This window comes from Sphingomonas oryzagri (assembly GCF_029906645.1).
GTDB classification, from domain to species: domain Bacteria; phylum Pseudomonadota; class Alphaproteobacteria; order Sphingomonadales; family Sphingomonadaceae; genus Solisphingomonas; species Solisphingomonas oryzagri.
Map to the genome: position 1 here is coordinate 961,983 of NZ_JARYGZ010000001.1, position 24,005 is coordinate 985,987.

The 24,005-nt window shown below is 66.4% G+C and carries 24 protein-coding genes and 1 tRNA gene; 17 read left to right on the forward strand and 8 right to left on the reverse strand.

All coding sequences use genetic code 11. The annotated features are described in order from the left end of the window. Genes QGN17_RS04540 through QGN17_RS04550 form a run of 3 tightly spaced genes read left to right on the forward strand, consistent with a single transcriptional unit; the run spans nucleotide 1 to nucleotide 3,658 of the window. Nucleotides 1–546, forward strand: a complete 546-nt coding sequence (locus QGN17_RS04540; protein ID WP_281043321.1) for a site-2 protease family protein — start codon at nucleotides 1–3, stop codon at nucleotides 544–546. Then, entirely contained in the window at nucleotides 543–3,206 is a 2,664-nt protein-coding gene (gene alaS / locus QGN17_RS04545) for an alanine--tRNA ligase (protein WP_281043322.1), read from the forward strand. Before QGN17_RS04540 ends, alaS begins: the two co-directional genes overlap by 4 nt. Further along, nucleotides 3,203–3,658: a hypothetical protein gene (locus tag QGN17_RS04550; protein WP_281043323.1), complete on the forward strand. Its 456-nt coding sequence runs from the start codon at nucleotides 3,203–3,205 to the stop codon at nucleotides 3,656–3,658. The genes alaS and QGN17_RS04550 overlap by 4 nt, the downstream gene beginning before the upstream one ends. A 288-nt stretch (nucleotides 3,659–3,946) precedes the next feature. On the opposite strand, the gene QGN17_RS04555 is transcribed toward QGN17_RS04550, so the two are convergent. Further along, complete coding sequence (locus QGN17_RS04555; RefSeq protein ID WP_281043324.1) at nucleotides 3,947–5,719, reverse strand: cation:proton antiporter domain-containing protein; 1,773 nt, start codon at nucleotides 5,717–5,719, stop codon at nucleotides 3,947–3,949. Nucleotides 5,720–5,817: 98 nt separating this feature from the next. Then, nucleotides 5,818–7,038, reverse strand: a complete 1,221-nt coding sequence (locus QGN17_RS04560) for an NADP-dependent isocitrate dehydrogenase (RefSeq protein WP_281043325.1) — start codon at nucleotides 7,036–7,038, stop codon at nucleotides 5,818–5,820. Between the two features lie 119 nt (nucleotides 7,039–7,157). Here QGN17_RS04560 and QGN17_RS04565 point away from each other — a divergent pair, with 119 nt between their 5' ends. Both QGN17_RS04565 and QGN17_RS04570 read left to right on the forward strand, forming a co-directional pair. Continuing rightward, nucleotides 7,158–7,892 (forward strand): phosphatidylserine decarboxylase, encoded by a 735-nt coding sequence (locus QGN17_RS04565; RefSeq protein ID WP_281043326.1) that lies wholly within the window; start codon nucleotides 7,158–7,160, stop codon nucleotides 7,890–7,892. Between the two features lie 56 nt (nucleotides 7,893–7,948). Beyond that, nucleotides 7,949–8,803: a CDP-alcohol phosphatidyltransferase family protein gene (locus QGN17_RS04570; protein ID WP_281043327.1), complete on the forward strand. Its 855-nt coding sequence runs from the start codon at nucleotides 7,949–7,951 to the stop codon at nucleotides 8,801–8,803. On the opposite strand, the gene QGN17_RS04575 is transcribed toward QGN17_RS04570, so the two are convergent. After that, nucleotides 8,736–8,960 carry a hypothetical protein gene (locus QGN17_RS04575; RefSeq protein WP_281043328.1) on the reverse strand — a complete coding sequence of 75 codons (225 nt, stop codon included), beginning with the start codon at nucleotides 8,958–8,960 and terminating at the stop codon, nucleotides 8,736–8,738. The two genes, QGN17_RS04570 and QGN17_RS04575, sit on opposite strands and share 68 nt — an antisense overlap. Before the next feature lie 294 nt (nucleotides 8,961–9,254). On the opposite strand from QGN17_RS04575, the gene rpsB reads away from it, so the two are divergent. The 11 genes from rpsB to fabZ all read left to right on the forward strand — a co-directional run bounded on the left by rpsB (nucleotide 9,255) and on the right by fabZ (nucleotide 20,223). Next, the gene (gene rpsB, locus QGN17_RS04580) at nucleotides 9,255–10,007 is read left to right on the forward strand and encodes a 30S ribosomal protein S2 (RefSeq protein WP_281043329.1); all 753 of its coding nucleotides are present in this window, start codon (nucleotides 9,255–9,257) and stop codon (nucleotides 10,005–10,007) included. A gap of 105 nt (nucleotides 10,008–10,112) precedes the next feature. After that, nucleotides 10,113–11,045, forward strand: coding sequence for a translation elongation factor Ts (gene tsf, locus QGN17_RS04585; protein WP_281043330.1), 933 nt, complete (start codon nucleotides 10,113–10,115; stop codon nucleotides 11,043–11,045). A 165-nt stretch (nucleotides 11,046–11,210) separates the two neighbouring features. Next, nucleotides 11,211–11,933, forward strand: coding sequence for a UMP kinase (gene pyrH, locus QGN17_RS04590; protein WP_022691143.1), 723 nt, complete (start codon nucleotides 11,211–11,213; stop codon nucleotides 11,931–11,933). A 1-nt stretch (nucleotide 11,934) separates the two neighbouring features. Continuing rightward, entirely contained in the window at nucleotides 11,935–12,498 is a 564-nt protein-coding gene (gene frr, locus QGN17_RS04595; protein WP_281043331.1) for a ribosome recycling factor, read from the forward strand. A gap of 47 nt (nucleotides 12,499–12,545) precedes the next feature. Next, nucleotides 12,546–13,238 (forward strand): isoprenyl transferase, encoded by a 693-nt coding sequence (locus QGN17_RS04600; protein ID WP_281045141.1) that lies wholly within the window; start codon nucleotides 12,546–12,548, stop codon nucleotides 13,236–13,238. Beyond that, entirely contained in the window at nucleotides 13,235–14,032 is a 798-nt protein-coding gene (locus tag QGN17_RS04605) for a phosphatidate cytidylyltransferase (RefSeq protein ID WP_281043332.1), read from the forward strand. Before QGN17_RS04600 ends, QGN17_RS04605 begins: the two co-directional genes overlap by 4 nt. A 5-nt stretch (nucleotides 14,033–14,037) precedes the next feature. Then, nucleotides 14,038–15,192: a 1-deoxy-D-xylulose-5-phosphate reductoisomerase gene (locus QGN17_RS04610; protein ID WP_281045142.1), complete on the forward strand. Its 1,155-nt coding sequence runs from the start codon at nucleotides 14,038–14,040 to the stop codon at nucleotides 15,190–15,192. Further along, entirely contained in the window at nucleotides 15,189–16,313 is a 1,125-nt protein-coding gene (rseP, locus tag QGN17_RS04615) for an RIP metalloprotease RseP (protein WP_281043333.1), read from the forward strand. The genes QGN17_RS04610 and rseP overlap by 4 nt, the downstream gene beginning before the upstream one ends. 123 nt (nucleotides 16,314–16,436) lie before the next feature. Further along, nucleotides 16,437–19,133: an outer membrane protein assembly factor BamA gene (gene bamA / locus QGN17_RS04620; RefSeq protein ID WP_281045143.1), complete on the forward strand. Its 2,697-nt coding sequence runs from the start codon at nucleotides 16,437–16,439 to the stop codon at nucleotides 19,131–19,133. After that, a complete protein-coding gene (locus tag QGN17_RS04625; protein ID WP_281043334.1) occupies nucleotides 19,133–19,747 on the forward strand; it encodes an OmpH family outer membrane protein in 615 nt (204 codons plus the stop codon). Before bamA ends, QGN17_RS04625 begins: the two co-directional genes overlap by 1 nt. Nucleotides 19,748–19,800: 53 nt before the next feature. Continuing rightward, on the forward strand, nucleotides 19,801–20,223 hold the full coding sequence (gene fabZ / locus QGN17_RS04630; protein ID WP_281045144.1) for a 3-hydroxyacyl-ACP dehydratase FabZ: 423 nt from the start codon (nucleotides 19,801–19,803) through the stop codon (nucleotides 20,221–20,223). On the opposite strand, the gene mobA is transcribed toward fabZ, so the two are convergent. Then, nucleotides 20,189–20,734, reverse strand: a complete 546-nt coding sequence (mobA, locus tag QGN17_RS04635; protein ID WP_281043335.1) for a molybdenum cofactor guanylyltransferase — start codon at nucleotides 20,732–20,734, stop codon at nucleotides 20,189–20,191. The two genes, fabZ and mobA, sit on opposite strands and share 35 nt — an antisense overlap. Before the next feature lie 97 nt (nucleotides 20,735–20,831). On the opposite strand from mobA, the gene rpmE reads away from it, so the two are divergent. Continuing rightward, nucleotides 20,832–21,065 (forward strand): 50S ribosomal protein L31, encoded by a 234-nt coding sequence (gene rpmE / locus QGN17_RS04640; protein ID WP_281043336.1) that lies wholly within the window; start codon nucleotides 20,832–20,834, stop codon nucleotides 21,063–21,065. A 16-nt stretch (nucleotides 21,066–21,081) separates the two neighbouring features. Here rpmE and QGN17_RS04645 read toward each other — a convergent pair whose 3' ends face one another. From QGN17_RS04645 to QGN17_RS04660, 4 genes are all read right to left on the reverse strand, one after another. Beyond that, nucleotides 21,082–22,251, reverse strand: coding sequence for a CaiB/BaiF CoA transferase family protein (locus QGN17_RS04645; protein ID WP_281043337.1), 1,170 nt, complete (start codon nucleotides 22,249–22,251; stop codon nucleotides 21,082–21,084). Nucleotides 22,252–22,255: 4 nt separating this feature from the next. Beyond that, complete coding sequence (locus tag QGN17_RS04650; RefSeq protein ID WP_281043338.1) at nucleotides 22,256–23,446, reverse strand: acyl-CoA dehydrogenase; 1,191 nt, start codon at nucleotides 23,444–23,446, stop codon at nucleotides 22,256–22,258. Nucleotides 23,447–23,517: 71 nt separating this feature from the next. Continuing rightward, entirely contained in the window at nucleotides 23,518–23,835 is a 318-nt protein-coding gene (locus QGN17_RS04655; RefSeq protein ID WP_281043339.1) for a PilZ domain-containing protein, read from the reverse strand. 72 nt (nucleotides 23,836–23,907) lie between these two features. Beyond that, nucleotides 23,908–23,997 (reverse strand) — tRNA-Ser (locus QGN17_RS04660). Between the last annotated feature and the right edge of the window lie 8 nt (nucleotides 23,998–24,005).

Genomic DNA, 24,005 nt, shown 5'->3' on the forward strand with positions numbered 1-24,005 from the left:
TTGATCGGCATCGTCGCGCTCGCGGGGGGCGCACAGGGCAGTCCCATCGTCTACGTCTTTGTGTTTTCGTTTCCGCTGATAGCGTTCGCCTGCGTGTTCATTCACGAGGCGGGGCACGCGATTGCCGGTTTAGCTACGGGGGGCCGGGTAACGAGTTTTCTTGTGGTGCCTTTTGAAATCCGTTTTCGTCCAACCTCGTTTAGATTGAGAGGAAAGGCGGAGAGCGGCGACATCGGCGGCAAGGTCAAGCTCGACTACGCTGGGCTTCCCCGATCTCGTCGCAGCATTTTCATCATGGTCGGCGGAGGCCCGGCGGCCAATCTTCTTGTCGGTATTCCGCTGCTGTTTTGGGTGGCACATTCCAGTGCTTCCGGACTTGCCCAAGGGATAGCTGCGTCCGTCAGTTGGGCGTCGATTGCAATGGGTCTCGGAAATCTCTGCCCTTACCGTCGTGGGAGGCACGCCACAGACGGCTTGCAGTTATGGCTTTTGGCACGAACGCGTGACTTGAGCGAAAGCCCGGCCTCCCCTAAATCCGCCGAATGACATCGACCAACGACATCCGCCGCTCCTTCCTCGACTATTTCGGAGGTCAGGGGCACCAGATCGTTCCCTCGGCGCCGCTGGTGCCGCACAACGATCCGACGCTGATGTTCGTCAACGCCGGCATGGTGCCGTTCAAGAACGTATTCACGGGCCTCGAGACGCGCTCCTACAACCGCGCCACCTCCAGCCAGAAGTGCGTGCGCGCCGGCGGCAAGCACAACGATCTCGACAATGTCGGCTACACCGCGCGGCACCACACCTTCTTCGAGATGCTCGGCAACTTCTCCTTCGGCGATTATTTCAAGGAGCAGGCGATCACCCACGCCTGGACCCTGCTGACGAAGGAATGGGGCATCCCGGCGGACAGGCTGACCGCCACTGTCTATCATACCGACGACGAGGCCTTCGATCTCTGGAAGAAGATCGCCGGGCTTCCCGAAAGCCGCATCATCCGCATCCCCACCAAGGACAATTTCTGGGCGATGGGCGACAACGGGCCGTGCGGGCCGTGCTCGGAGATCTTCTACGATCATGGCGATCACATCTGGGGCGGCCCTCCGGGTTCGCCGGAGGAGGATGGCGATCGCTTCGTCGAGATCTGGAACCTCGTCTTCATGCAGTTCGAGCAGCAGGCGAACGAGATCGTCGGCGAGCTGCCCAAGAAGTCGATCGACACCGGCATGGGGATCGAGCGCGTCGCCGCCGTGCTCCAGGGCGTCACCGACAATTATGACACGGACACGTTCAAGGCGCTGATCGCCGCCTCCTGCGCGCTCACCCGCACCGATGCGGAGGGCGACCGCCGCGCCAGCCATCGCGTGATCGCGGACCATCTGCGCTCGTCCTGCTTCCTGGTGGCGGACGGCGTGCTGCCCGCCAACGAGGGCCGCGGCTACGTGCTGCGCCGGATCATGCGCCGCGCGATGCGCCACGCCCACCTGCTGGGCGCCGCCGAGCCGCTGATGCACAAGCTCGTCCCCGCTCTCGTCACCGAGATGGGCGCGGCCTATCCCGAGCTCGCGCGTGCGCAGCCGTTGATCGAGGAGACGCTGAAGCTGGAGGAGACCCGCTTCCGCCAGACGCTCGCCAACGGGCTTCGTTTGCTCGACGAGGCGACGGCGGGGATGGGCGAGGGCGATACGCTGCCCGGCGCCACCGCGTTCAAGCTCTACGACACGTTCGGCTTCCCCTACGATCTCACCGAGGACGCGCTGCGGGGCCAGAACATGGCCGTCGACCGCGCCGGCTTCGACGCCGCCATGGCCGAGCAGAAGGCCGCCGCCCGCGCCGCCTGGAAGGGTTCGGGCGAGACGGCCGCGCAGGAGATCTGGTTCGACATCGCCGAGGAACTGGGCGGCACCGAATTCACCGGCTACGCCGCCACCGAGGGCGAGGGTACCGTCGTCGCCATCGTCCGTGACGGCGCGCGCGTGAACGCCGCGATCACCGGCGATGAGGTGACGATCCTCACCAACCAGACGCCTTTCTACGCCGAGAGCGGCGGACAGGTCGGCGATGTCGGCATCATCACCGGCGAGGCCGGGTTCGAGGCGGAGGTGACCGACACCTCCAAGCCGCTCGGCCGCCTCCACGCGCACAAGGCGGTGATCGAGGGCGGTGAGGTGAAGGTGGGCGATGCCGTGTCGCTCAAGGTGGATGTCGAGCATCGCAACGAGGTGCGCGCCAACCACTCGGCCACGCACCTGCTCCACGCGGCGCTGCGCAACACGCTGGGCAAGCATGTCAGCCAGAAGGGCAGCATGGTCGCCGCCGAGCGGCTGCGCTTCGACTTCGCCCACCCCAAGGCGATGACGCCGCAGGAGGTCGCGCTGGTCGAGGCCGAGGTGAACCGCCATGTCCGCGAGAACGGATCGGTCGGCACGCGGCTGATGACGCCTGACGACGCGATCGCGGCGGGCGCGATGGCGCTGTTCGGCGAGAAATATGGCGACGAGGTGCGCGTGCTTTCGATGGGCAAGGTCGGCGACGGCACCTATTCGGTCGAGTTGTGCGGCGGCACGCATGTGAACGCGACGGGCGACATCGCCTTGTTCAAGATCGTCTCAGAGAGCGCGGTGTCGAGCGGCGTGCGACGCATCGAGGCGCTGACCGGCGAGGCGGCGCGCGTGTGGCTGACCGGGCGCGAGGACAGCCTCAAGGAAGTCGCGGCGGCGCTCAAGGCCTCGCCCGACGAGGTGCCGGCGCGCGTGATCTCGCTGATCGACGAGCGCAAGCGGCTGGAACGCGAACTGGCCGAGGCGAAAAAGGCGCTGGCGCTGGGCGGCGGCGGTGCCGGCAAGGCCGAGACGGCGGTGGAGCAGGTGGCGGGCCACGGCTTCATCGGCCAGGTGATCGAGGGGCTGGACCCGAAGGGCCTGCGCGGGCTGGTCGACGAGGCCAAGCAGAAGCTCGGATCGGGCGTGGCGGTGCTGGTCGCGGTCAATGAGGGCCGCGGATCGGTCGCGGTCGGCGTGACGGACGACCTCAAGGGCGCGGTGAGCGCGGTCGATCTGGTGAAGGCGGCGGTGACGGCGCTCGGCGGCCAGGGCGGCGGCGGGCGGCCCGACATGGCGCAGGGCGGCGGGCCGGATGGCGGTCAGGCGGCCGAGGCGGTCGCGGCGGTGAAGGCGGCGCTGGAAGGGGTGAAGGCGGCGGCTTGACCGACCAAGTCTGGCTCAGCGCATATCAGAAACCTTACGATTGGAGGCCTGCCGTCAAGGCGTGGTCGTCCGGCGCGGGCGATGTCGCGGCCAAGGAACTGTGGGGCAATCTTTACCATCAAGGTTCGATTGGATCGGCGTCACTCGCAGCGGCGCCGGATCTGGTTCGCCTCCTGAGCGATCTGGAGCGGCCCGATTGGAGCGCTTATGCATTGCTCGCTTCGATCGAGCAAGGTCGTGCGGATGGAGCGTTGCCGCCAGAACTTGAAAGCGCTTACCAAGCGGCTTGGGCTGATCTTGTTTCGCTCGCGTTTCGCGACTTGCGAGAAGCCAGCGATGACTTGCTCGTCAGGAGCATTCTGGCTGTTATCGCCCATGCGAAGGGGCAGCGTTCGTTGGCGGCGCTGGCGCTTTGTACGGAAGACGAGCGGCGAGAGATGCTCGCCGGATAGGCTCAGATTTGCGGTAGCTGACAAACCTGCCTCCGTTCGCACTGAGCGTAGTCGAAGTGCGGGCTTCATGCGCGGCGCTTGCGGCCCGTCCTTCGACTTCGCTCAGGACGAACGGGGTGCATGAGGCGCAGTCGCTGAACTTTCTCATCCTTCCCCGCCATGGGGAGGTGGCGCCGAAGGTGACGGAGGGGGAGGGGGCGATGCGCTCTCCGATAGAACGCCGCCGTCCGCCCCCTCCACCACCCTGCGGGTGGTCCCCCTCCCCCTGGCGGGGGAGGATTTGGGCGGTCACACCTCGCCCATCCTTCTGCCGCGCTCCTTCGGCGCCTCGCTCATTCCGCCCATCTCCATGATCTCCGCCCTTTGCTCCGCGCGCTTGTCGTGGATCGAGGCGATCACCGGGCCGACGGCGACGCCGATCTCGGTCAGCACCGCTTCGGAGAGCTGGAAACTCGATTCCAGCTGCTCGGGCACCGCGTCGGTGGCGCCGGCGCGGTAGAGCTGGGCGGCGTTGCCCGCGTCGCGGGCACGCACGATGATGGGGAGGTCGGGATGATCGCCCCGGATGCGGCGGGTGAGGCGCAGCTGCGCGACCGGATCGTCCATCGTCAGCACCACCGCCGCGGCTTCGCCGAGATGCAGCCGGTCGATCATCTCCGGCCGGCTGGCGTCGCCGAACAGGACGGAGAAACCCTGCGCGCGGGCGCGGGAGACCACGTCCACGTCGGTCTCCACGGCCAGATAGGGCCGGTCGTGCGCTTTCAGCATCTCCGCCACCAGCCGCCCGACGCGGCCGAAGCCGATCACCAGCACGCGGGGCTGGCCGGAGGGGGCGGGCGCATCCTCCGCCTGCTTGGTGCTGCGCCGCTCGACGCGCTTCGCCACGTCCTGCCCGGCACGCGCGAGCAGCGGCGTGATGGTGAGGCCGATCGCCGTCACCGTCTGCCAGAAGGCGGCGGTCTCGGGCAGTACCAGTCCGGCCGCCTGCGCGGTGCCGAGAACGATCAGCGTGGTCTCGGAGGGGCTGGCCATCAACAGCCCGGTCTCCGCCGCCACGCCCGGCCGCGCGCCGGAGAGACGGAGCAGCACTGCCGTCACCACCGACTTGGCGATGACGATTCCTACCACGGCGAGCAGCAAGGATGCCCAATTCTCACCGATCGCGGCGAGATCGATGCTCATCCCCACCGTGATCAGGAACACGCCGAGCGCGAGGCCGCGGAACGGCGCCGTGATCACCTCCACCTCGGTATGATATTCGGTCTCGGCGATCAGCAAGCCGGCGAGCAGCGCGCCGACGATCGGCGACAGGCCGGCCGACGCGGTCGCGATCGAGGCGAGGATCACGACGAGCAGGCTGATCGCCAGGAACAGCTCCGGGTTCTTCGCCCGCGCGGCTTGCGCGAACAGCGGCGGCAGGAGGAAACGGCCGGCTACCAGCAGGATCGCCACGGTGATCCCGCCCGTCAGCAGGGTCTGCCCGAGTTCCGCCCAGCCGCCGCCCGCCGTCGGCCCCATCGCGGAGAGCGCGAAGATGATCGGCACGAGCGCCAGATCCTCGAACAGCAGCATCGCGAAGGCCGAGGAACCGACCGGCCCGCTCGTTCCCACCATGGGCAGCACCAGTGCGGTGGAGGACAGCGCCAGCGCGAGGCCGAGGCCGAGCGAGCCGGACCAATCCTCTCCGATCAGCATCAGCGTGCCGCCGATCACGCCCGCGCTCAGCAACAGTTCGGCAGCGCCGACGCCGAACACCTTGGCGCGCATCTGCCACAGCCGCTTGAACGACAGTTCCAGCCCGATCGCGAACAGCAGCAGGATGATGCCGAACTCCGCGAACGGCTCGATCGCGTGCGGATCGCTGATCGTGACGTGGTACAGGCCCGGCCAGTGCGGCACGAAGCGCCCCAGCCCATGCGGCCCGAGCGCAAGGCCGACGAGGATGAAGCCGATCACCGGGTTCACCTTGAAGCGCGCGAAGGCCGGGATCACGATGCCCGCCGCGCCGAGGATCACGAGCGCGTCCGAGAAGCCGGTGGAGGTGGGGGAGAAGCCTGCCATGCGGGCATCATTGCAGATCGGTAACGTCGAAGGCCAATGAAAAGGGGCGGCGGAGCCGTGTCGCTCCGCCGCCCCTTTCAATCTGTTGCTCGGAGAGATCAGGCCCAGGTGGCCATTTCCTTCTCGAGGTTGACGCGGATCGCGTCGAAGAACTGCTCGGTGGTCATCCAGTTCTGGTCCGGCCCGACGAGGATCGCGAGATCCTTGGTCATCTGGCCGCCCTGCACGGTGTCGATGCAGACCTTCTCCAGCGTCTCGGCGAAGCGGGTGACGTCCGGCGTGTTGTCGAACTTGCCGCGGAAGGCGAGGCCCTGCGTCCAGGCGAAGATCGAGGCGATCGGGTTGGTCGAGGTCGACTTGCCCTGCTGGTGCATGCGGTAGTGGCGCGTGACGGTGCCGTGCGCCGCCTCGGCCTCGATCGTCTTGCCGTCCGGCGTCATCAGCACCGAGGTCATCAGGCCGAGCGAGCCGAAGCCCTGCGCCACCTGATCCGACTGCACGTCGCCGTCGTAATTCTTGCAGGCCCAGACGAACTTGCCGCTCCACTTGAGCGCGGAGGCGACCATGTCATCGATCAGGCGATGCTCGTAGACGATGCCGGCGGCCTGGAACTGATCCTTGAACTCGGTCTCGAACACCTCCGCGAACAGATCCTTGAAGCGGCCGTCATAGGCCTTGAGGATGGTGTTCTTGGTGGAGAGATAGAGCGGCCAGTTGCGGCCCAGCGCGTAATTCATGCTGGCGCGGCCGAAATCGCGGATCGATTCGTCCAGGTTGTACATGCCCATCGCGACGCCCGAGGCGGGGAAATCGAACACGTCATGTTCGATCACGTCGCCATTCTCGCCTTCCCACTTCATGGTGAGCTTGCCCTTGCCGGGCACGCGGAAGTCGGTTGCGCGATACTGGTCGCCGAAGGCGTGGCGGCCGACGACGATCGGATCGGTCCAGCCGGGGATCAGGCGGGGAACGTTCTTCATCACGATCGGCTCGCGGAAGATGGTGCCGCCCAGGATGTTGCGGATCGTGCCGTTGGGCGACTTCCACATCTTCTTCAGGCCGAATTCCTCGACGCGCGCCTCGTCGGGCGTGATCGTGGCGCACTTCACGCCGACGCCGTACTTCTGGATCGCCTTGGCGGAATCGATCGTCACCTGATCGTCGGTCTGATCGCGATACTCGATACCGAGATCGTAATAGTCGAGATCGATCTCGAGATAGGGCTTGATCAGGCGCTCGCGGATCCATTCCCAGATGATGCGGGTCATCTCGTCGCCGTCGATTTCGACGACCGGGGTCTTCACCTTGATCTTGGCCATGCGGGCGCTCCGTAGCTTGGGCCGGCAGGACACCGGCGCGAGGGGTCGGGAGGCGCTTAGGACGCGATGCGTTGCGGATCAACCGTGACAGCGGGTTCGGCAACGCTTAGACACAGGCGATGACATCGCTCGAAAAGCCCGATCTCGGCACCAGCACCGTGCGCTGGCGCTGGCCCTCCGTCCATCCCGAAGGCTACAAGTTCGCGGCTATCGCGGCGCTGGTTAGCCTTGCCCTGTTCATCTTCGTGGCCGAATGGCTGGGCTGGATCGGGGTGATCATCACGATCTGGATCCTCGCCTTCTTCCGCGATCCGATCCGTACCACGCCGAAGGATCCGAAGATGATCGTGGCGCCGGCCGACGGGCTGGTGACGATGATCGCGAACGTCCCGCCGCCGCGCGAGCTGGTGGGCGAGGGCGGCCTCGGCACCGAGCCGGTGACCCGCGTGTCGATCTTCATGTCGGTGTTCGACGTCCACATCAACCGGTCGCCGATCGCCGGCACGATCAGCCGCGTGGTCTATATCTCGGGCAAGTTCCTCAGCGCCGATCTCGACAAGGCGAGCGAGGAGAACGAGCGCCAGCACATCCTGGTCGAGGGCAAGGACGGGATGCGCATCGGCTTCACCCAGATCGCCGGCCTCGTCGCGCGGCGCATCGTGCCGTTCGTGAAGCCCGGCGACATCATCGCCGGCGGCCAGCGTGTCGGCCTGATCCGCTTCGGCAGCCGCGTGGACGTCTATCTGCCCGCCGGCACCGGCGCGCAGGTGCTGCTCGGCCAGCGGACGATCGCGGGCGAGACGGTGCTCGCCGTCGCCGGCCGCGACGAGCGGATCGACGGCATCGCGCAGTGACGCAGCGTTCGCCCTCCTTCGCGCCTCTGCCGCTTCGGCCGGCGGGGACCTGAGCCATGGCGCTCCCGTCCCGATTCCGCGATCGGCCGCGCCGTGGCATCCCGCTGCGCGCGGTGGCACCCAATGCGGTGACCGCGCTGGCGCTGTGCTTCGGCTTGTCGGCCGTGCGCTTCGCGATCGGCGCGGCCTACAATGCCGATCCCAACGGATGGTCCAAGGCGGTTCTGTGCATCATCGTGGCTGGTGTGCTCGACGGTCTCGACGGTCGCATCGCGCGCCTGCTCAAGGGTGAGAGCCGCTTCGGGGCGGAACTCGATTCGTTGTCAGACGCCATCGCGTTCGGCGTCTCGCCGGCGGTCGTGCTCTATCTCTGGTCGCTGCAATATATGCCGCAGTTCGGCTGGACGATCGCACTCAGCCTCGCGGTTTGCTGCGCCTTCCGCCTCGCGCGCTTCAATTCCCAGATCGACGCGACCGAGCAGCCGCGCAAGGCCGCCGGATTCCTCACCGGCATTCCGGCGCCTGCCGGGGCCTATGCCGCCTTCGTGCCGATCTATCTGTGGCTCGCCGCCAACGACGCCGGGCTGACGTCGACAGCGACCGTCCTGCGTTCCACCTATGTGGTCGTGCCCTGGACGATCCTGGTGGCGCTGCTCATGGTGTCGAGCGTGGCGACCTACAGCTGGTATTCGCTGCGCCTGCGCCGTCACGTCCGTTTCGAGGCGCTTCTCTTGATCGTGCTGGTGGGTGCCGCCGTGATCGGCGCGCCCTGGCCGACGCTCTCGATCGTGATCGTCGGCTACCTGTTGACGATCCCGTTCAGCGCGCGCTCCTATGCCCGGATCAGGCGGCAGCGCTCCACGGACGCGCGGCCGTCGCCGATGCCGCCTGCCAGCGACCTGCCGTCCTGACGCGCACGGGGCGATGCGCAGGGCGCGGTGCCGGATCGATGGAGAGGCCCAGCGCCGCCATGATCTTGTCCTGATCCTGCATCAGCAGGAAGACCGTCAGACCGAGCGCACCGAAAGCCACCAGCGTGAAAGCGAGCGAAGCAAGAACGTGGACCATGACATGACCTCCCAGATCTGAGGTTCCGCCCTTTCCCGAGGGTGCAGAACGACTTGCCGTGTTTCGCGTTCCGTATGTTCTCTATTTGTTCCGTTGTCAAGCGGGGCTGTTTCCCGCGCGCCGTCGCCCGTGTTCGTCGCCTCGTCGCGGAATCGTCGAAAAGCGGCTTCCGGGTTGCATTGCGCGGCCCGTCCCGCTAAGGGGTCGCCCATCCCACACGCGGGGCGACATAGCCCGGTGCCGGCATGTGCTGGTTCCTGCCCCGCGGAGGTTCAACCGGAAGGAGATATCCCTATGGCGGCACCGTCCGTCTCGATGCATCAGCTGCTCGACGTTGGCGCGCACTTCGGCCACCAGACCCACCGCTGGAACCCGAAGATGAAGCCCTACATCTTCGGCGATCGCAATGGCGTCCACATCATCGACCTGTCGCAGACCGTGCCGCTCTTCGCGCGCGCTCTCGATTTCGTGTCCGACACCGTCGCGCGCGGCGGCAAGGTGCTGTTCGTCGGCACCAAGCGCCAGGCGCAGGAGCCGATCGCTGACGCCGCCCGCCAGTCGGGCCAGCACTTCGTCAACCATCGTTGGCTGGGCGGCATGCTCACCAACTGGAAGACCATCTCGGGCTCGATCAAGCGCTACAAGGCGCTTGAGGAGCAGCTGGCGGGCGACACCGCGGGCCTCACCAAGAAGGAAGTCCTCCAGCTCACCCGCGAGCGCGACAAGTTCGAGCTGTCGCTCGGCGGCATCCGCGACATGGGCGGCATTCCGGACGTGATGTTCGTGATCGACGCCAACAAGGAAGAGCTGGCGATCAAGGAAGCCAACACGCTGGGTATCCCGGTCGTCGCGATCCTCGATTCGAACGTCTCGCCCGACGGCATCGCCTTCCCGATCCCGGCGAACGACGACGCCAGCCGCGCCATCCGCCTCTATTGCGAGCTGATCGCTGAAGCCGCGACCCGTGGCAACCACGGCGCCCGTGCACAGTCCGGTGCCGATCTCGGCGCCATGGACGAGCCGCCGGCGGAAGCGGCGCTCGCGTAATAATTTTGTCGTGTGCTCCCGCGTAGGCGGGAGGCCGGAAACTTCGGTTCTCTGGGTCCCCGCCTGCGCGGGGACACGCGTTTTTCAAGCGAAAGGAATAGGGACATGGCGGAGATCACCGCTGCGACCGTCAAGGAACTGCGCGAGCGCTCGGGCGCCGGCATGATGGACTGCAAGAAGGCGCTGAGCGAGACCAACGGCGACATGGAAGCCGCCGTCGACTGGCTGCGCTCGAAGGGCCTCGCCGCCGCCGCCAAGAAGTCGAGCCGCACGGCCGCTGAAGGTCTGGTCGGCGTCGCCGTCGCCGGCACCAAGGGCGCGGCCGTCGAGGTCAATTCGGAGACCGACTTCGTCGCCAAGAACGATCAGTTCCAGGGCTTCGTGAAGGCCGTCACCGGCATCGCGCTGGAAAAGGCGATCGAGGATATCGAGCAGCTGAAGAACGCCGCCTATCCGGGTGGCGGCACCGTCGCCGACGCGCTCACCGCGAACGTCGCGACGATCGGCGAGAACCAGACGCTGCGCCGCGCGAAGGTGCTGGAAGTGTCGCAGGGCGCGGTCGTGCCCTACGTCCACAACCAGACCGTGCCGGGCCTCGGCAAGATCGGCGTGCTTGTCGCGCTCGAATCGGATGCCGGCGTGGACGTGCTGGAGCCGCTCGGCAAGCAGCTGGCGATGCACATCGCCGCCGCTTTCCCGCAGGCGCTGCACCATGACCAGCTCGATCAGGACACGATCGAGCGCGAGCGCGTGATCGCCCGCGAGAAGGCCGCCGAGAGCGGCAAGCCCGAGAACATCATCGAGAAGATGGTCGAGGGCGCGGTCATGAAGTTCAAGAAGGAAGCCGCGCTCCTGTCGCAGCTCTTCGTCATGGACAACAAGACCCCGATCGAAGAGGTCGTGGCCAAGGCGGGCAAGGATGCCGGCACCAAGATCGTGCTGAAGGACTATGTCCGCTTCCAGCTCGGCGAAGGCATCGAGAAGGAATCGTCGGACTTCGCCGCCGAAGTGGCTGCCGCCGCCGGCGTGAAGGCCTGATCCTTCGACCGAACAGATGGGGCGCCCGCCGGTCGATCCGGCGGGCGCCTTTTCTTTGCCTGCGATACGGCTGCACCAAATCTCCTCGCCGCCATGCTTGGCAGGGCGCACCCCCGCCACTAAGGTGCGCGCCACTTCGAGACAGACACGGATTCTCCCCACCTCATGACGCGCCCGACTTTCCGAAGGATTTTGCTCAAGCTCTCGGGTGAGGTGCTGATGGGGCCGGGCCAGTTCGGCATCGATCCCGACACCGTCCTGCGCGTCGCCAAGGAGATCGTGCAGGTCAAGGAAGCGGGCTACGAGCTGTGCATCGTGGTCGGCGGCGGCAACATCTTCCGTGGCATCGCCGGCGCCGCCAAGGGCTTCGAGCGCGCCTCGGCCGATTACATGGGTATGCTCGCCACCGTGATGAACGCCATCGCGGTGCAGAACGTGCTGGAGCAGCTCGGCGTCGAAACGCGGGTGCAGTCGGCGATCCCGATGGCATCGGTGTGCGAGCCGTTCATTCGCCGCCGTGCCGAGCGCCATCTTGAAAAGGGCCGCGTGGTGATCTTCGCCGCCGGTGTCGGATCGCCCTTCTTCACGACGGATTCGGGCGCCGCGCTGCGCGCCGCCGAGATGAAGTGCGACGCGCTGTTCAAGGGCACTTCGGTCGACGGCGTCTACGATGCCGATCCCAAGAAGGTGCCGGACGCCAAGCGTTACGACGAGATCGGGTTCAGCGACGTGCTGAGCCGCGATCTCAAGATCATGGACGCCAGCGCGATCGCGCTGTGCCGCGACAACAACATTCCGATCGTCGTCTTCAACATTCGCGAGCAGGGCAATCTGCTCAAGGTGCTCGCCGGAGAGGGCGTGGCGACGATCGTCCGCAACGGAGAATAAGATGGCGGGACCAGTTTACGACAAGGCCGATCTCGAGCGCCGCATGGCGGGCGCCGTGGAGGCTCTCAGGCATGATCTTCAGGGCCTGCGCACCGGCCGCGCATCCACCGCGCTGCTCGATCCGGTGAACGTCACCGTCTACGGCGCGCAGATGCCGCTGAACCAGGTGGCGACCGTCTCGGTGCCCGAGCCGCGCCTGATCTCGGTGCAGGTGTGGGACAAGTCGAACGTCGGCCCGGTCGACAAGGCGATCCGCTCGGCGGGCCTCGGCCTCAACCCGATCGTCGACGGCACGACGCTGCGCCTGCCGATCCCGGATCTGACCGAGGAACGTCGCAAGGAACTCGCGAAGCTGTGCGGCGGCTATGCCGAGAAGGCTAAGATCGCGGTGCGCAACGTCCGCCGCGACGGCATGGACAACCTCAAGACCGACGAGAAGAAGAACGGCCTGTCGGAAGACGAGCGCAAGCGCCACGAGACCGAGGTGCAGAAGCTGACCGACGCCACGATCGCCGATATCGACACGGTGACGGCGGCGAAGGAGAAGGAAATCCTCGGCAAGTGAAGCCTGCGAGCGCCAGCGCTGCCGCCGGGGGCGGCACCGATCTGACGATGCCGCGCCACGTCGCGATCATCATGGATGGCAATGGCCGCTGGGCGAAGGCCCGGATGCTGCCGCGCGTGGCCGGTCACAAGCAGGGTGTCGAAGCGGTGAAGCGCACGGTGCGTGCCGCCGGCGACATGGGCCTGGAGGCGCTGACGCTCTACGCCTTCTCGTCGGAGAATTGGCGCCGGCCGGCGGCCGAGATCGCCGATCTGATGGGGCTGCTGCGCCGCTTCATCAAGTCGGAGCTGGAGGAGATCGCGCGCGAAGGCGTGAAGCTGCGCATCATCGGCGATTATCGCAAGATGGAGCCGGATCTCGTTTCGCTGCTTGATGATGCTGTGGGAAGAACAGCCTCCAACACACGGCTGACTCTCGCGATTGCGCTGAACTACGGCGCGCAGGACGAACTGCTGCGTGCCACTCGCCGGCTGATGCGCGAGGCGCGGGCAGGGGAGATCGATCCCGACGGGCTGGACGATGCGGCGTTCGAGAAGAGGCTCGATACGGACGGCCTGCCGCGGCTCGATCTGCTGATCCGGACTTCCGGCGAGCAGCGCCTCTCGAACTTTCTGCTGTGGCAGGCTGCCTATGCCGAGCTGGTCTTCACGGACACGCTCTGGCCGGATTTCGACCGTGCCCATCTCGCCGCCGCGATAGAGACGTTCGGGCGGCGCGAGCGGCGCTACGGGGGGCTATGACCGCCGATCCTGCCGCCGTTCCGCCGAAGAAGAAGTCCGACCTCGCCATCCGGACCGTCACCGGCATTGCCCTCATCCTCGTTGCGGTGGCCTGTCTGGTCTACGGCAAGGACCCGTTCTGGCTTTTGCTGACCTTCGCCGGCCTGGTGATGGTCGCCGAATGGTGCGGGCTTGTCGCAGTGCCGCGCTGGCAGATGTGGATCGCGCTGATCGGCCTGCTCTGCGCCTTCATCCTCGAAAACAACCATGTCGATGTGCCGCAGACGGCCAGCTGGTACACGCTGCTCGCGGCCACGCTCGCAGCCTTCGTGTTCAGTCGCAATGTCAGGCTTGCGGCGGGGATGCTCTATGTCGGGCTGCCCGTGCTGTCGCTGTTCTATATCCACGATCAATATGACGGGATCGACCTCAGCTTCTGGACGCTGGCGATCGTATGGGCGACGGACATCGGTGCCTATTTCTCCGGACGAACCTTCGGCGGACCCAAACTCGCGCCGGTGTGGAGCCCCAACAAGACCTGGTCTGGCCTGATCGGCGGGATGATCGCGGCGGAGGCGGTGGGTATCGGACTGACCCATGTGCTCCACGTATCGATGCGGCTTGCGGTGCTGGCCGGCGTCCTTGCGGTGGCGGCGCAGATGGGCGACCTGTTCGAGAGTCAGATGAAGCGGCGCGCGGGCGTCAAGGATTCGGGCAAGTTGCTGCCGGGACACGGCGGCGTGATGGATCGCCTCGATGGATGCGTGCCGGTGCTGTGCATCGTGGCGCTGATCGTGGCTTCGGGTTATTTGTGAGCATGATGCGGACGGTTACCATTCTCGGCGCGACCGGATCGGTCGGCACTTCCACCCTCGATCTGGTCGAGCGCGAACCGGATCGTTTCCGGATCGAGGCGCTCACCGCCTACAGCAATGTCGACGATCTCGCGGCCGCCGCGAAGCGCACGCGTGCGAAGATCGCGGTGATCGGCGACGCGGCGCGCTACGATGCGCTGAAGGCGGCGCTGTCCGGCACGGGGATCGAGGCGGCTGCCGGCCCCCAGGCGATCATCGATGCGGCGGCGCGCGGCGCGGACTGGACGATGGCGGCGATCGTCGGCCTCGCGGGTCTGGAGCCGACCATGGCGGCGATCGGCGCGGGCAAGTCCGTGGCGCTGGCCAACAAGGAATCCCTGGTCTCCGCCGGCTCGATCATGATCCGCGCGACCGAGGCGGCGGGCGCGCGCCTGCTGCCGGTCGATTCGGAGCATAATGCCGTCTTCCAATGCTACGAGCCGGAGCCGGGTCGGGTCAGCCGCATCATCCTCACCGCGAGCGGCGGCCCGTTCCGCACCTGGAGTCGCGAACAGATGCGCACGGTCACGCCGGCGCAGGCGGTGAAGCACCCGAACTGGTCGATGGGCGCCAAGATCTCGGTCGATTCGGCGTCGATGATGAACAAGGGCCTCGAACTGATCGAGGCGCACCACCTCTTCCCGATCGGCGCCGACAAGCTGGAGGTGCTGGTCCACCCGCAGTCGGTGGTGCACTCGATGGTCGAATATATCGACGGATCGGTGCTGGCCCAACTCGGCTCGCCCGACATGCGTGTGCCGATCGCCCACGCGCTGGCGTGGCCGGCGCGGATGCGGACGCCCTGCCAGCGGCTCGATCTCGCCGCCGTCGGCAAGCTGGAGTTCGAGGCGCCCGATTTCGATCGCTTTCCGGCCCTGGCCCTCGCCAAGGAGGCGCTGGCGGCCGGCGGTGCCCGCCCGGCGGTGCTGAACGCCGCCAACGAGACCGCCGTCGCGGCTTTTTTGGCGGGTGAGGTCGGCTTCCTCGATATTGCCGCAATCGTCGCCGAGGTTCTGGCGCAATATGAACCAGATGCACCCGAAACTCTCTCCGAAGTGGTGGCGATCGACGCCGAGGCCCGCCACAAAGCCGCATCGGTAATGCGGAGGATGGCGGCGTGAGCGCTCTCGGTGGCTTTGTCTGGGCGGTGATTAGTTTCCTGCTGGTGATCGGGCCGCTGATCTTCATCCACGAGATGGGGCATTATCTGGTCGGCCGCTGGTGCGGGGTGAAGGCGGAGGCCTTCTCGATCGGCTTCGGCAAGGAAGTGGTCGGCTGGACGGACAGGCGCGGCACCCGCTGGAAGCTCGCGGCGCTGCCCCTGGGTGGATACGTCCGCTTCGCGGGCGACATGAACCCGGCGAGCCAGCCCAGCCCGGAATGGCTGTCGCTCCCCGCCGAGGAACGTCGGCAGACCTTCCAGGCGAAGCCGGTGTGGCAGCGCTTTCTGATCGTGCTGGCCGGGCCGGCGACGAACCTTTTGCTGGCCGTATTGTTGTTCGGCGGCCTGCTCGCGACCTACGGCGAGCCGTTCACTCCGCCGGTCGTCGCCGAGCTGATGCCCCACTCCGCCGCAGCCAAGGCCGGCCTGAAGCCGGGCGACCGCATCGTGAGCATCGACGGCGAAGCGATGCGTCGCTTTCAGGACATCGGTTTCTATATCGAATTGCGGCCCGACACCGATATCTCGGTCGAGCTCGACCGTGACGGGCGGCATCTGCTGTTGCCGGTCCGCACCGGGGTAACCGAAGATAAGACCAGCCACACGCGGCTCGGCGTGCTGGGCGTGATGAGCGGCGGTGGTGGGATGCGGCCTGTGCCGTTGGCGGAGCTTCCAGCGCTCTCGACGGACTATGCCTGGGGGGCGTTCAAGAGCACGTTCGTCGGCATTGCGCAGGTAATCGGCGGAGAGCGATCGGCGAAGGAACTGAGCGGCCCGATCGGCGTGGCCCGAGTGGCCGGGCAGGTGGCCGACATGGGTTGGTTTCCGCTGATCGCCTTGATGGCGGTCATCTCGATCAATCTGGGGTTCATCAATCTGCTGCCAATCCCGATGCTCGATGGCGGCCACCTTATTTTCTATATCGTCGAGGCGGTTCGCCGGAAGCCGGTCGAGCCGCAGGTGCAGGAGTGGGCCTTCCGATCGGGGCTTGCACTGCTGCTGTGTCTCATGCTGTTCGTGACATTCAATGATCTCGGCTCCGCCGGGTTGTGGCAGAAGCTGGCCGGGCTGATCGGGTAAGAGGGATCCGGAGGCTTGGCGGCTTGATCGACCGCCCCTGATCGGGCAGGGGCGTAATACTGGGAGCAGCGACGCCCAAGCGTGGGGCGTCGTGCAATCGCGAGGGCGGGTACAAGCGTGAATATCGAAGGCAAGCACAGCCGGATCGTGTCCGTGCTGCTGATCGGAACGATCCTCGGCGCCGGCTATGCCGTGCCCGCCGAAGCCGCCAAGACGCCGAAGCCCCACGGCGTTCCGGTGCCCGTTGGCGCGCCGGCTCCCTCCGTGCCGGCTCCGGAGGCGGCCTCGCCGTCCGAGACGATCCGCACGATCAAGGTGACGGGCAACCAGCGCCTCGAGGCCGAGACGGTGCTGTCCTACATCAGCCTGCATGTCGGCGGCACCTACACCCGTGAGGCGGGCGATACGGCGCTGAAGGCGCTCTACGCGACCGAGTTGTTCGCGGACGTCCAGATCAAGGATGAGAATGCCGGCGACCTGATCATCCAGGTGCGCGAGAACCCGGTCGTCAACCGCATCGTGCTGGAAGGCAACAAGCGGCTGAAGAACGACAAGATCATGCCGGAGATCAAGCTCTCCGCGCGCGAGATCTTCACCCGTTCCAAGGTACGCGCCGACGTCGGCCGCATCATCGAACTGTATCGCCGCCAGGGCCGCTATGCCGCGACGGTCGATCCGCAGATGGTGCTGCTCGACCAGAACCGGGTCGACGTGGTGTTCGAGATCCATGAGGGCGACAAGTCCAAGGTCCGCCGCATCAACATCATCGGCAACGACCATTTCTCGGACAGCCAGCTCAAGGGGCAGATGGCCACCAAGGAGGCCACGCTCACCCACTTCCTGTCGTCGGGCACCAGCTACGATCCCGATCGCATGGCCTACGACCAGCAGAAGCTGCGCCAGTTCTACCTGACGCAGGGCTATGCCGACTTCCGCGTGGTCTCCGCCGTCGCCGAACTGACGCCGGACAAGAAGGACTTCATCATCACGTACGTGGTGGAGGAAGGGAAGCGCTACAAGTTCGGCGACATCAACGTCGAGAGCGACATCCGCGACATCAAGCCGGACATGCTCAAGCCGCTGATCAAGATGAAGCCGGGCGACTGGTATAACGCCAAGGCGGTGGAAGACACGGTCGACAGCATGACCGAGACGGCCGGCCTGCTCGGCTATGCCTTCGCCAACATCGATCCGGACTTCAAGCGCGACGGCGACAAGCTGACGATGGGTGTCACCTACAAGGTGAACCAGACGCCGCGCGTCTATGTCGAGCGGATCAACATCAACGGCAACACGCTGACGCAGGACAAGGTCGTGCGCCGGGAGTTCCGCCTGTCCGAAGGCGATGCATTCAACGGCTATTCGGTGAAGCGTTCGCGCGATCGCATCCGCTCGCTCGGCTATTTCCAAGACAAGCTGGAGATCGACCAGAAGCCGGGTTCGGCGCCGGACAAGGTGGTTCTCGAAGCAAACGTGCAGGAGAAGTCGACCGGCCAGCTTCAGGTCTCGGCCGGCTATTCCAGCCTCGAGAAGTTCATCATCAGCCTGTCGATCGAACAGAACAACTTCCGCGGCAAGGGCCAGACGGTCCGCGCCTCTGCGGACTGGTCGGCCTACTCGAAGTCGGTCAGCCTCGGCTTCACCGAACCCTATCTGTTCGACAAGAATCTGGCGCTCGGCTTCGACATCTTCCGGCGTGATTACCGCTCGTTCGACTATACCAGCACCGACAGCCGGAACACGACCTACAACCAGACGACGACGGGCTTCCAGATTCGCCTCGGCATCCCGCTGACCGAATATTGGACGCTGGCGACCCGATATGGCCTCAGCCAGGACAAGGTGTCGCTGGACAAGGACATCTATTACAGCACCTTCAATACGAGCGGGACACTGGCCTGCGATCCGATCGTGGCGGGCCGTTACCTCTGCGACGCGGTGGGTAACCGGACCACGTCGTCGGTGGGCTACAGCCTCGTCTACGACAATCTGAACAACCGTATCCTGCCGACATCGGGCAACCGCTTCGTGTTCAGCCAGGATTTCGCGGGCCTCGGCGGCAGCGTGAAATATGTCCGCACCACCGTGCAGGACGACAAATACAAGAATCTCGGCAGCGGCTTCATCCTCAACTTCCACGCGGAGGGCGGCTACATCCTCGGCTATGGTGCGAAGCGTTACGACGACGTCGGCAACGAGCTGGACCAGATCCGCCTGACCGACCGCTTCCAGCTCGGCAGCCCGCAGATCCGTGGTTTCGACATCCGCGGTGTCGGCCCGCGCGTGACGCGCTACGCCTACAATACTGACGGCACGCTCAACATGACCAAGGACGGCCGCCTGCAGGACGACGCGCTCGGTGGCCGTGCCTACTATCTCGGCCATATCGAGATGGCGATCCCGCTCGGGTCCGGCGCCAAGGAGGCGGGCTTCAAGCCGTCGGTTTACGTCGATGCCGGCTCGGTGTTCGGCACCAAGGCGCCAGCGACGCTGGATGAGCCGGCGGGTTCGCCGGGTCTGACCCGTCCGATCCTGGACGGCGACGGTAGCAAGCAGTGCCAGAACACGACGGACTCCAGCCTGTCCAAGCAGCCGACAAGCGGCGTCTGTCCGTCGGGCACGAGCCTCTACGCCTCCACGATCAGCCCCTTCAAGGAAATCTATACCGGCAACAGCTGGAAGCCGCGCGTGTCGGTCGGCTTCGGCGTCTCATGGAATTCGCCCTTCGGGCCGCTGCGCATTGACATCGCCAAGGCGCTCGTCAAGCAAAAGGGCGACGATACCAAACTCTTCAATTTCAACGTGGGAACCCAGTTCTGATGACCAAGATGTTCAAGTCGGCCATGCTGGCCGCCACCGCCGTTGCGTCCTTCTCGACGGTGCCCGCCCTCGCTGCCGATGGCGGCACGCTGGTCGTCGATTTCGACCAGGTGTTCCAGAACTCGGCGGCCGCAAAGAGCGCCACCGCCCAGATCCAGGCGAAGTATCAGCCGCTCGGCGCGCAGCGCAAGGCGGCGTTCGACAGCGCCGTGGCCGCGTACAACGCGCAGGTCGACGCCATCAAGAAGGCGACCAAGCCCGGCGCCCAGCCGAGCGATACGCCGGCCCGCCAGCAGGCCGCGGAGCGCGTGCAGCAGGCCCAGGATTCGGCCGAGCAGCTCAACCAGGAAGTGAACCAGGTGATGGGCTACGTCCGCTCGCAGATCGTCGATCATGCGCGCCCCGTCGCCGAGCAGATTCGCGCCGAGCGCAAGGCCACCGTGGTGATCCCGAAGGACGGCGTACTCGCCTCCGATCCGGCTGCCGACATCACCTCGACGCTGATCCAGCGCCTCGACACCAGCTTCCCGACCGCCAGCATCGTGCTGCCGCAGCAGCCGGCGGCGGGTGCCGCGGCCGCTCCGGCCAACCCGAAGGCGCCGCAGGGCCGGTGAGCGAGGCCGTGACGGAAAGCGCCGCGATCGGTCCGCTGGATATCCGGCGGGTGATGGCGGCGCTGCCCCACCGCTACCCGATGCTGCTGGTCGATCGCGTGGAGGAGATCATCCCCCACAAGTCGATCCGCGCCATCAAGGCGGTGTCGATGAACGAGGAGTTCTTCCAGGGGCATTTCCCCGGCCGCCCGATCATGCCGGGCGTGCTGATCGTCGAGGCGCTGGCGCAGGCCGCCGGCGTGCTCGCGGTGGAGAGCCTCGGCCTCGCCGGATCGGGCAAGCTCGTCTATTTCATGGCGATCGAGGGTGCGAAATTCCGTGCCCCGGTCGAACCGGGCGTGCTGCTGACCCTCTCCGTCGAGGTGACGCAGATGCGCGGCAAGATCTGCAAGTTCGCCGGAAAGGCGCTGCTCGGCGAGAAGCTGGCGGCCGAAGCCGAGTTCACCGCGATGATCGCGGACGCTCCGAGCGACTGAACTCCGCGAGATCCTCCGGCGTGTTGATATTGGCCAGCCCGTCGCCCCAGGCGATGGTGCTGGCCTTTATCGTTTCCGCCCAGGCGCGAACCGAGCGGGACCGGCCGCTCGCGAGATAGGCGGCCAGCCCCTCGGCATGATCGGCCGACCACAGGGCGATGGTCGGTTGGCGCTGCAACAGGGCATCGGGTGCGCCGAGCATGTCCAGCAGATCGCCGGGCAAAGCGGGGAGATCGCAGCTGCTCGTCAGCACCGCGTCGAAGCCGTGATCGCGCGCATGGGCAAGCGCGCCGGCCAGCCCGCCGAGCGGCCCGAGGCCTGGCTCCGGTCGATCGTCGACCCGCGTCAGGCCGGGCCAGTCGCGTCCTGCTACGACCAGTCCGTCGCACTGCCCGCGCAGCCGTTCAGCGACATGCTCCAGCATCGGACGGCCATCGATCACCGCCAGCGCCTTGTCGCTACCGAAACGGCTCGATCGGCCGCCGCCGAGGATCGCGCCCAATACCCTCATCGGCCCGCTCTCATGACTTGCGGAAGCCGGGGGTTTCGATTATCGGAGCCGCCTTCTGGAGCCGGTCGGAAACCGGCACCCTCTGGAGTTTTCGACCGTGAAGCAGAACACGCACCCCGATTACCACTTCATCACCGTCCAGATGACCGACGGCTCGACCTACCAGACCCGCTCGACGTGGGGCAAGGAGGGCGACACGCTGCTGCTCGACATCGATCCGCTGGCGCACCCGGCGTGGACCGGTGGCCGCGGCCAGCTGCTCGATCAGGGCGGCCAGGTGGCGCGCTTCAACAAGCGTTTCGGTGCCTTCGGCGCTCTCGGCAAGAAGTAATCGGCTCGGGGGCGCCTCAGCGCTCCCCGTTCAACTCCGATCGTATCGTCGCGCCGTCCGCGTCCAGACGCGGTGCGGCGCGATGTGCGTTCTGGCGCTCGCCGTCGATCACGATCGGGCAGGCAAGGCCGGGCAGAGGCCCGTCCGGCCCCGGCGACGCGATCGCCATGCCGCGCGCGACCACCTGCGCGTCGGCGAATACCGCATCGACCGGGTTGATCGGCCCGCCCGGCACCCCGTGCTCTTCCAGCTTCGCCGCCAGCGTGTCGCGTGGCCACAGCACGATCGCCTCGGCCAGCGTCGGGATCAGCGTCTCGCGGTTGTTCACCCGCGCGGGGTTGGTGCGGTAGCGCTCGTCCTCCGCCAGCGCATCGAGACCGAGGATCGCGCACAGTTTGGCAAACTGGCGATCGTTGCCCACCGCGACGATGATGTCGCCGTCGATGGTTCGGAAGGTCTGATAGGGCGCGAGATTGGTGTGGGCATTGCCCATCCGCGCCGGCGCCTTACCCGTCGCCATGAAATTGAGCGCCTGGTTGGCCAGCACGCCGACCTGCGTGTCGAGCAGCGCCATGTCGATATGCGCGCCGACCCCGGTCTCGTTCCGGCGATGAAGCGCGGCGAGGATCGCGACCGTCGAATAGAGGCCAGTGAATAGGTCGGCATAGGCGACGCCCGATTTCTGCGGCGCGCCGTCCGGCTCGCCGGTCAGCGACATCGCGCCGCCCATCGCCTGGATGATGAAGTCGTAGCCGGCGCGCGGCGCGTAAGGGCCGGTCTGGCCGAAGCCGGTGATCGAGCAGGTGATGATGCGCGGGTTCACCGCCGAGAGGCCGGCATGGTCGAGACCATATTTGGCCAGCGCGCCGACCTTGAAATTCTCCAGCACGATGTCGGACCGGGCGGCGAGCGCGCGCACCTCGGCCTGCCCCTCCGGCGAGGTGATGTCGATCGCGATCGATCGTTTGCCTCGGTTGGTGGCGTGGAAATAGGCGGCGTCGAGCGAGCCGCCTTGCGGGTCGGTGAGGAAGGGCGGGCCCCAATGGCGGGTGTCGTCGCCTTCCACCGGCCGTTCGACCTTGATCACCTCGGCGCCAAGATCGGCGAGCAGCTGCCCCGCCCATGGCCCGGCGAGGATGCGCGCCAGCTCCAGCACGCGCACCCCTGCGAGCGGTTTCGCGCTCATGACGTCAGAACGCGCTGATGCCGGTGATCGCCCGGCCGAGGATCAGGCCATGGACGTCGTGCGTGCCCTCGTAGGTGTTCACCGTTTCGAGGTTGGCGGCGTGGCGGATGACGTGGAATTCCGCCGAGATGCCGTTGCCGCCGTGCATGTCGCGCGCGACGCGGGCGATCGCCAGCGCCTTGCCGCAATTGTTGCGCTTGGCGAGGGAGATGAGGTCGGGCTTGAGGACGCCTTCTTCCATCAGGCGGCCGATGCGCAGCGAGGCCTGCAGCCCCAGCCCGATCTCGGTGAGCATGTCAGCCAGTTTCAGCTGCACCAATTGCTTGGATGCGAGCGGCACGCCGAACTGCTTGCGATCGAGCGTGTAGCCGCGCGCGGCCGCGAGGCAGGCTTCCGCCGCGCCCATCGCGCCCCAGCCGATGCCGTAGCGTGCGCGGTTGAGGCAGCCGAACGGGCCCTTCAAGCCTTCCACGTTGGGCAGCAGCGCATCCTCGCCGACTTCCACGCCGTCCAGCACGATCTCACCGGTGATCGAGGCGCGCAGCGACAGCTTGCCCTCGATCTTGGGCGTGGAGAAGCCCTTGGTGCCCCGCTCCACCACGAACCCGCGGATCTTGCCGCCATGCGCGTCCGACTTCGCCCACACCACCGCCAGATCGGCGATCGGCGAGTTGGTGATCCACATCTTGGCACCGTCGAGGCGATAGCCGCCGTCGATCTTGGTCGCCTTGGTCCGCATGCCGGCGGGATCGGAGCCGGCGTCCGGCTCGGTCAACCCGAAGCAGCCGACCCATTCGCCGCTCGCGAGCTTGGGCAGATACTTCTTGCGCTGCTCCTCCGATCCGTAGGCGTAGATCGGGTGCATCACGAGGCTCGACTGCACCGACATGGCGGAGCGGTAGCCGCTGTCGACCCGCTCCACCTCGCGCGCGATCAGGCCGTAGGCGACATAGCCGAGGCCCGCGCCGCCATATTCGTGCGGGATGGTCGCGCCGAGCAGGCCGAGCTCGCCCATCTCGGTCATGATCTCGCGATCGAAGCGCTCGTCCAGATAGGCCGAGGTGACGCGCGGCAGCAGCTTTTCCTGCGCATAGCCATGCGCGGTGTCGCGGACGAGCCGCTCCTCGTCGGTCAGCTGGTCGTTGAGATCGAAGGGATCCGCCCAGTCGAGCGGGGTGATGGTGGGTTCGGCCATGACATCCTCAGGCTAATTCGTTGCCGGAGGCAAAGCCGGTTATGGGGATGTTTGCAACCCCCGTGACGGGCTCAGGCCCGGCCCACCCGCTTCAGCCAGCTCATCTCGCGATCGTCGAGCCGGCGGTGGAAGGCGAGGCCGAAGAAGCTCTCGTTGGACCAGGCGACGGTGGCGACGATCTGCTTGCCAGCCGCATCGAGCACGATCTCGTCGCCCTTTTGGAGCTCGCTGGTATCGGCGGCGAGCATCGCGCCCCCGGTCGACAGGTCGATCACCGCGGCGGCGAGCGGAGCGGCGCGATAGGCCTTCACGGTCGCATCGAGCAGTACCCCATGCCGCTCCTCGCTCCGCAGCGCGACCTTGCCGATATACGCTGCCGACGACGCCATACCTGTGTTCCCCTTGATCGTTTCGGGGGCATGGTACGCCGCGATGACTAACAGGCTGTTAAGCACAGGGAATGGCGGAAGAGGTGGGATTCGAACCCACGGTGGGCGTGAACCCACGACGGTTTTCAAGACCGTTGCCTTAAACCACTCGGCCACTCTTCCGTGTCGGC